Source organism: Faecalicatena contorta (assembly GCF_021531995.1).
Lineage (GTDB): Bacteria > Bacillota > Clostridia > Lachnospirales > Lachnospiraceae > Dorea_A > Dorea_A contorta_A.
On record NZ_JAFBIZ010000012.1, the window covers coordinates 36,860 to 44,711 of the forward strand.

The following is a 7,852-nucleotide window of genomic DNA, read 5'->3' on the forward strand; positions in this document are numbered from 1 at the left end:
TATACAATGGAGAAATCAGAGAATGAAGAACAATCAGAGCTTAAATGAGATAGAAAACAGGGTGGGTACAGCAGAAGAACTGATCCGCAGACGATCCTATCAGGAAGCCCTGGATATATTGAGCGAGGCGGCAAAAGCAGATCCGGAGAATGGAAGGATTGCATTTGATCTGGGGAACATTGCTGTCTTTCAGGAAGAATTTGAACTGGCCTTGAAATATTATACGGAAGCAGAGAAAAGAGGATATGGTTCTTATCGCGTGTATCAGAACATGGCGGTCGCGAAAGAAAAGACAGGTGAATGGAAGCAGGCAGAGCGGGCCTATCTGAAAGCTGTCGAACTGACGCAGACGCAGGAGGAGAGGCTGATCGTGCTTTCATCACAGGCGTTGTTCTATCTGCGCGGGAATATGATGTTGAAGGCAGATAAAACTGCCCGCCGTATTATGGAAGAATTTCCGGAGGAATATCAGGGACATCATCTGTATTATCTGGTACAGCTTCAGAGAGAGGAGTACCAGGAGATGGAGAACCATTTTGAAGAGATTGCGTCTGATTTTCAGAAACATCCACAGTATCTGATTGACCGTTTGGCCGGATTGGAGCTGTCAGGCAAGGAGATGGATGTTCTGCATATGATCGAGGAAAATCCATCTGTCATGAAGATGATTCCTAAGCTGGCACTTCATAAAAAGATAGAACTGTCTTTAAAAAAACAGGAACAACAGGGAGTAACAGAAGACACAGAGAAGGAAATCAGGCATCTTTTCGAAGAGTATGGCGATCTGGATGCGGCATTTTCGGTCATGGTTCTGGATATGACAAAAGGAAATTATGTGCGTGCAGGAGCCGTTTCCAATTGGATTCTGGAACAGGATTTTCCGAAAAAGAATCTGAGATTCTATGCGACAATGTATCTTCAAATCTTTATTTTCTATTTTTTGAGCGAAGGAAAACCAGAGGGGAACATACTGGAACTTATGAAAAAAGAAGCAGCGATATGTATAGAGTGGATGGAAGAAAACGGACTTGCGGATCAGGACATGTATGAGGCGCTTAAGATGGTAATATCATAAGTGACAGTATGATGTCATTGAAGCAATCCAGAATCTGCGGATAGATAGAATAAATAAATACAGTGATAATATAAAAAATATCGATTATGCCTGATCAGGCTTCAGAGGTAGAATAGTAATATCATTTTAGAATGGTAGGACTATGTGAACAGGAGGTAAAAAAGTTGAAAAAAACGAGAAAAAGACTTCTTGCGTTACTGCTGAGCCTGATCATGCTTTTGTCCTGTGCAGGCACGGCTTTTGCCGCAGATGTTGATGCACAGAGTGCAGATGCAGTCAATGCTCAGGAAGCAACAACGGAAGAAGAGAATGATTCTACTGCAGAAGAAGGGGATGCTGCAGTAGAAAGCAATGCTGCAGTGGAGGCGGATGCGACAGAAGAAACGGTCCAGGAAGAGCAATCTGCAGCGGAAGAAGTACAGGAAGAACAGGAAGCAGAAGTTCTTGCTGAGGAAGGGGCGCAGGAAGAGATTGATGCTTCTGTCTGGACATCTGAAGACTTTACATATGTAAGTTATGAAAAGTTATTATATGGATGTGACTATACCAGAGAAATCACGATCAAAGGTACAGCAATTGCAGGATTTTCAGAATCCGGAGAAGCAAAGCTTGCCCTGAATACAGATCTGGTGATTCCTTCTGTAGACGACGAAGGGGATATGATCGTCGGAATCGCAGAAAGTGCATTTAAGAACAAGGGGCTTACGTCTGTAAAATTTCCATCCGGAATGATGGTGGATTATGATGATACCGTAACCAATATCGTTACAAAACGTGGTAATTTCATCATTGCAGAGAATGCATTTGCAGGAAATGATCTTACATCCGTTACGTTGCCGGAGGGAGTGATCGCAGTCCTTCCGTCTGCATTTAATAACAATCAGATTCAGACGGTAAAACTGCCTAAGACCATCTGGTGGATTGAGACCATGGCGTTTGCAAGTAACCGGATTACAACGGTTAATTTCCCGACGACCTGTGATTTCCGGCTTGAAATGCATGGTCTTGCTTTTGCAAAAAACTTTATCACATCTGTAAGGCTTCCGGATTATACCGAGGTTGTCAATAAAGATGTGTTTGCATGGAACACGGGCAAGGAACCGATCGCAGAAGATGCGAAGGATACTTACAAAACATATACCGTTGATGGTGTCACGTATGACGCTGGTGTAGTCTACATGTATACAGATAATGCAGATCTTGCCAATAAAGACCGCATTCATCATACAGAAAAGGCAACTGCGGCACAGCTGTCCTATGTACAGAAACTGATCGTCAATGACGGAACGGAGGAAACGCAGAATCCGGATCTCCCATGGAATGTGAACGATTTTGTGATTGAAGGAACCGTAATCACGGGGCTTTCTGATTCCGGTATCGCAAAAAGAGCTGTGAACAAAGATCTGGTACTTCCGGATATGAATAAAGACGGAGAGTATATTACAGAGATTGCGGCGGCAGCAGCCGGCGGCTATGGTCTGTTCGGAGCGGAAGGTGAGGGATATGATTCGGTATATCTTCCGAGTGAACTGGAAGTAATCGGTAATTTTGCATTTCAGAATAACGGACTTGAAGAAGTGACATTCCCGGATAGTCTGACTACGATCGGAAATGTGGCATTCCAGACGAATAATCTGACAAGTGTTGTACTGCCGGATTCTGTGACATCTCTCGGATCCGGAGCATTTGCGACCAATCCGAAGCTGGAAAGGATCATTCTTTCGAAGGGACTGACTGTGATTCCGGCATCTGCATTTGGCTGCAGCGATGCGGATAACTGGATGGAGAACCTGACAAGTATCGAGATTCCGGAAGGTGTTACCAGTATCGGAAGCCGAGCATTCTCAGGAAATAATTTCAGTGAGATCAATATTCCTTCCACGGTAAAGGATATTGGATCTTATGCTTTCTCAACCAAAAATTATCTTACAACTCCTTGTACGGTAACCTTGTATGAAGGACTGGAAACCATCGGAGCGGATGCGTTCAGAAATAAAGTGATTACAGAGATCACACTGCCAACTACCGTAACCAAGATCAATAAAAATACATTCCGGAAAGAGTATTCGGACGGCACAGAAGCGATCATTACGAAAGTATACGTATCTTTGCAGTCTCAATATGAGGATGTCAAGAACTTCCCGGATTCCGATTATCATGAGATCTATCTGACGGATGCGTCTGTATGGACGACAAAAGACTTTACATATGGAGAACAGGGATTTGCGCTTTATCCGGCGGCAGAGTATTCTTCCACACCAAACTTTAATGTATGGGTAGTGACGGGATTCTCTGAAGAAGGGGAAAAGAAGATTGCAGAGAATACCGAAGTTGTCATTCCGGCGGAAGATACGGATGGAAAGAAAGTACAGGGAATCGGAAACAGCGCTTTTAAGGGCAGAGGAATCACATCTCTGACACTCCCGGAAAATGTAAAGGCTGAATATGATGATTCTATATGGGAAACGACCGGAAAAGGGCTTACGGAGAGAGGAGACTTTTTCATCGGAGCAAGTGCATTCATGAAGAATAATCTGACGGAGCTTGAACTTCCGGATGGCGTGATCTATGTAGGAAGCAGTGCATTTAGTACCAATCTACTGACGACTGTAAAACTGCCGAAATCCATTATGATGGTAGGAAACAGCGCGTTTGGAAAGAACAGTATCTCCTCGTTGGAATTTCCGGCAGAGACAGACTTTGCCTTCCAGGCTGATAGTATGGCTTTCGCAGTCAACAGTATCAAAGCAGTTCAGATTCCTGCAAATACAGAAAAGTTACACAAGTGGGCATTCCTTCAGAATACAGGAATGGAAGAGATTACCGAGGGAACTTCCGCTGAGAAAAAAGGAGGACTCGTATATCTGTATCTGAATACAGAGTCAGCGGGCGCTTATGTGGATTATAAGACCAAAGGAACTTCTAATGTACAGGAAATCATCTTTGGAACGATTCCGGATGAACAGGCACCATGGAATGTGAATGATTATACGTACGACGAATCCGGAACTACGATCATAGGTCTTTCTGATGCGGGAAAAGCAAAGATCAAGGCAAATCCGGCACTGGTACTTCCAAAAGCAGGTCCGACGGGCGAGGCGATCACAGCGCTGGGTGACGGAACGAATCTGACGGGTATCTTTGTCTATACAGAAGAAGACAAGAATTATGCGCCGGAAAGCGTACTGCTTCCAAAGACTCTTACAAAGATTGGAAAATGGACTTTTGCGTTAAATCCAAGTCTCACTTATGAAGCGGAGATGACATCGATCGTTCTTCCAAATGGACTTTTGGAGATCGGACAGACGGCATTCCAGAATTCCAGATTGACGTCTGTATCCATTCCGGACAGTGTGACGACCATGGGAAGCGGAACATTTACAGGAAGCGGTGCGTTAACAAGCGTTAAACTTTCCAAAAATGTAACGGATATTCCACAGTCAGCATTTAATGCAGGAACGGTTACAGATATGAAACTGGAAACGCTTGTGATTCCGGAAGGTGTGAAGACCATTGGAACTTCTGCGTTTACAGGAACACATGTGGAGAACCTGACAATTCCGGATACACTTACATCCATTGGAAATACTGCATTCCAGAATCATCAGCTGACAGAAGTTGAGATCCCGGGAAGTGTGAAGACCATTGGAACTTCTGCATTTAAGATTACGCAGACCGGACTGGAGAAATCACTTACGAGCGTTATTTTACATGAAGGGCTTGTGACAATCGGTAAGGAAGCATTTATGGGAAATCAGATCTCAGAGATAGAACTTCCGGGTACGGTTGTATTATCCGCAACCAATAAAGCGGCAGACTGCATCTTCGGAAATGCGAAGACTCCTGCAGATCCGATTGTTGTATTAAAAACATCAGATAAAGAGACGGTAGATACCTGCAATACAGAATTTGCGAATAATTATTCTCATATTGTGGTATATGATAAGATGGTAGGCACCGGCTGGACCAAAGACGACTTTACATATGATGAGGAGACAGGAACGATTACCGGCTGGACCGAAAGCGGACAGGCAAAACGAACGACGTTAAGAGAACTGGTTCTTCCTGATCAGACACCGGATGGTAAGGATATCACTGCAATTGGTGAAGGTTCGTTCAAGATTCCGGATGAGGAAGTTGTTGTTACAAAATTTGGTATTGATTCTCCAAACGGAATGATTTCTGTAAATCTTCCGGAAAATGTGACTGTGATCGGAAAAGAGGCGTTCTCACAGAATGCACTTACAGAAGTAGATCTGACCGGAGTAACATCGATCGGAGAAAGCGCCTTCTATGGAAATGATCTTGTAAAAGTGGAACTTCCGGATACCGTAACAGAACTCGGAGGAGGAGCATTTGCAACCAATGATATTACGGAACTGAAGCTTTCCGCAGGTGTTACCGTGATCCCACAGGGTGCATTCTCCATGAATATCCGATTAGAGAATGTCACTATTCCGGATACTGTAACTGAGATCGGCGCGACGGCGTTTGCCGGAGCAAGGCTGACTTCCCTGATTATTCCGGAATCTGTAACGAAGATTGGGGAAAAGGCATTCCACTTACATCATCTGACCGAGCTTACGATTCCCGGTAATGTAAAAGAAATCGGAGAATCCGCATTTGAGGGAACTTATAAAGCTACGACACTTATAAAGCTTGTGATTGAAGACGGTGTGGAATCTATTGGCAAGTATGCGTTCAAAGAGGCACTGTTAGAGACAGTTCATTTCCCGAACAGTATTCAGAACGTAGGAGAGAAACCGTTCCTGAATAATAAAGGCAAAGACGGTTCTCATGTGGTAGAGGTTACAACCAGTAATCCTGCACATACAAGCTTTACGGATGATACTTATGTGATCAGGCTTGTCGGAGGATGGCAGCATGGCAGCAAGGGATGGTGGTACCGCAACGCGGATGGAACCTATCCGAAGAGTTGCTGGAAACTGATCGACGGTGACTATTATTACTTCAATGCCAGTGGATATCGCGTAGAGAACAAATGGCAGGGTGATTACTATCTGGGATCTGACGGAAAGATGGTAACAAATGCATGGGTAGGCGACTATCATGTAGATGCCAAAGGTAAATATCAGAAAGGCTGGATCAAGCTGGAAGAAGGTTGGTATTATCTTGGAACAACCGGAAAAGTACAGACCGGCTGGTATCAGTGGAAAAATGTGTGGTATTACGGAGATCCGAAATCAGAAAATAAGGGTCTGATGGCAACAGGACTTCGTGAGATCGGAACCAAAACGTATTACTTCAGTTCATCCGGAGCAATGCAGACCGGATGGCAGGTAATTGCTGGAAGTGATTATTACTTTGCGTCCAGCGGAGCAATGGTAACGAATGCATGGGCAGGAAGTTACTATCTCGGAGAAGACGGAAAGATGGTAACGAATGCATGGATCGGTGATTACTATGTAGGAGCAACCGGAAAATATCAGAAGGGCTGGATCAAGCTGGAAGAAAGCTGGTATTACCTTGGAACAACCGGAAAAGTACAGACCGGCTGGTATAAAGATAAGGGTATCTGGTATTACGGTGAGCCTGATTCAGATCCAAAAGGAAAGATGAAGACCGGCTGGCTGACGCTTGGAGGAAAGACTTATTATTTTGATGAGTCCGGAGCAATGCAGATCGGCTGGCAGGTAATCAATGGAAGTGATTACTACTTTGCATCCAGCGGAGCAATGGTAACGAATGCATGGGTTGGAAACTACTACTTAAAAGAAGATGGTGTAATGGCCTGTGATGAATGGGTAGATGGTGGAAAATACTATGTAGATGCAACAGGTAAATGGGTACCGGGAGCCACGAAAGAGGAATAGAAGAAAGAGAAGCAGGTTCATAGAGCCTGCTTCTTTGTATGTAAAGAACCGGAGGGATCGATGGAATAGATTCCGGAAAACGGCAGGACAGATATTGAGAAGTCTGTTTGTTTGTGATAAAATTTTACTGGTTTATGATATTCATATACTCAATAACATCAACAAAGATAAACCAGAAGGGAAGGAAATGCATATTGCATGAGCAGAAATGAAGATATGTCCTGTATGTAATAAAAGATATGAAAAAGGTTCTTATTGTACACAGTGTGGAGCACAGTTAGTCGATCAGCAGGATTGCAGTGGCGCTTCAGATGCGAAAGAAAAAGAATCTTACATGAAGAATAATACGAGTAAGCTAAAAAAGCCATCAAAGACAGAATTTGTTATCATCTTTTTGGGTGCTCTGATTTGTTGTGCACTTGTGGCTGGTTTGATTGTGGCTCATTTTAATAACAAAAAAGAAGAGGCTGAGTTTTTGAGTGAAATACAAGAAGAAAAGGAAGCTGATAAGGATGTGGACAGGGATAAGGATGTAGAGGAGGAATTAGAAAAGGAGATCATCAGCAGCGATGCTGAACCAGATCCTTCTGATCTGGCAGAGAAAGAGAATCATAGATTTGATAATCTGGATGTGGAAGCGGAAGTGGAACAAATTCGTTCGTGGTATTATTCTCCAACTGAAAGTGACGAAAAATTTGTTTTAAATAATGGAACCGACGGATGGAACTATTCACGAGAATACTATTTCCATGATGGAGTATTGTATTTTGCATTTGTCTTTAACGGGACGGAAGAACATCGATTATATTTTAAAGACGGTGTCATGATCAGATATATTGATGAGAATAAGAATGTATATGATTATGGAAATACAAGCCAGTTTTATGACTGGGAAAGCAGAGTGCTGCAGGAATCAGAACAATTTTATTAAAACCTCTTATAG

General features: G+C 43.4%; 3 protein-coding genes. All 3 read left to right on the plus strand.

What is annotated here, in order from left to right; all coding sequences use genetic code 11:
- The first annotated feature begins 22 nt into the window (after positions 1–22).
- The 3 genes from JQM82_RS03075 to JQM82_RS03085 all read left to right on the plus strand — a co-directional run bounded on the left by JQM82_RS03075 (position 23) and on the right by JQM82_RS03085 (position 7,840).
- Complete coding sequence (locus tag JQM82_RS03075) at positions 23–1,075, plus strand: tetratricopeptide repeat protein (protein WP_235248540.1); 1,053 nt, start codon at positions 23–25, stop codon at positions 1,073–1,075.
- Positions 1,076–1,239: 164 nt separating this feature from the next.
- Complete coding sequence (locus JQM82_RS03080) at positions 1,240–6,909, plus strand: leucine-rich repeat protein (RefSeq protein ID WP_235248541.1); 5,670 nt, start codon at positions 1,240–1,242, stop codon at positions 6,907–6,909.
- 208 nt (positions 6,910–7,117) lie between these two features.
- On the plus strand, positions 7,118–7,840 hold the full coding sequence (locus tag JQM82_RS03085) for a hypothetical protein (RefSeq protein WP_235248542.1): 723 nt from the start codon (positions 7,118–7,120) through the stop codon (positions 7,838–7,840).
- Positions 7,841–7,852: the final 12 nt, after the last annotated feature.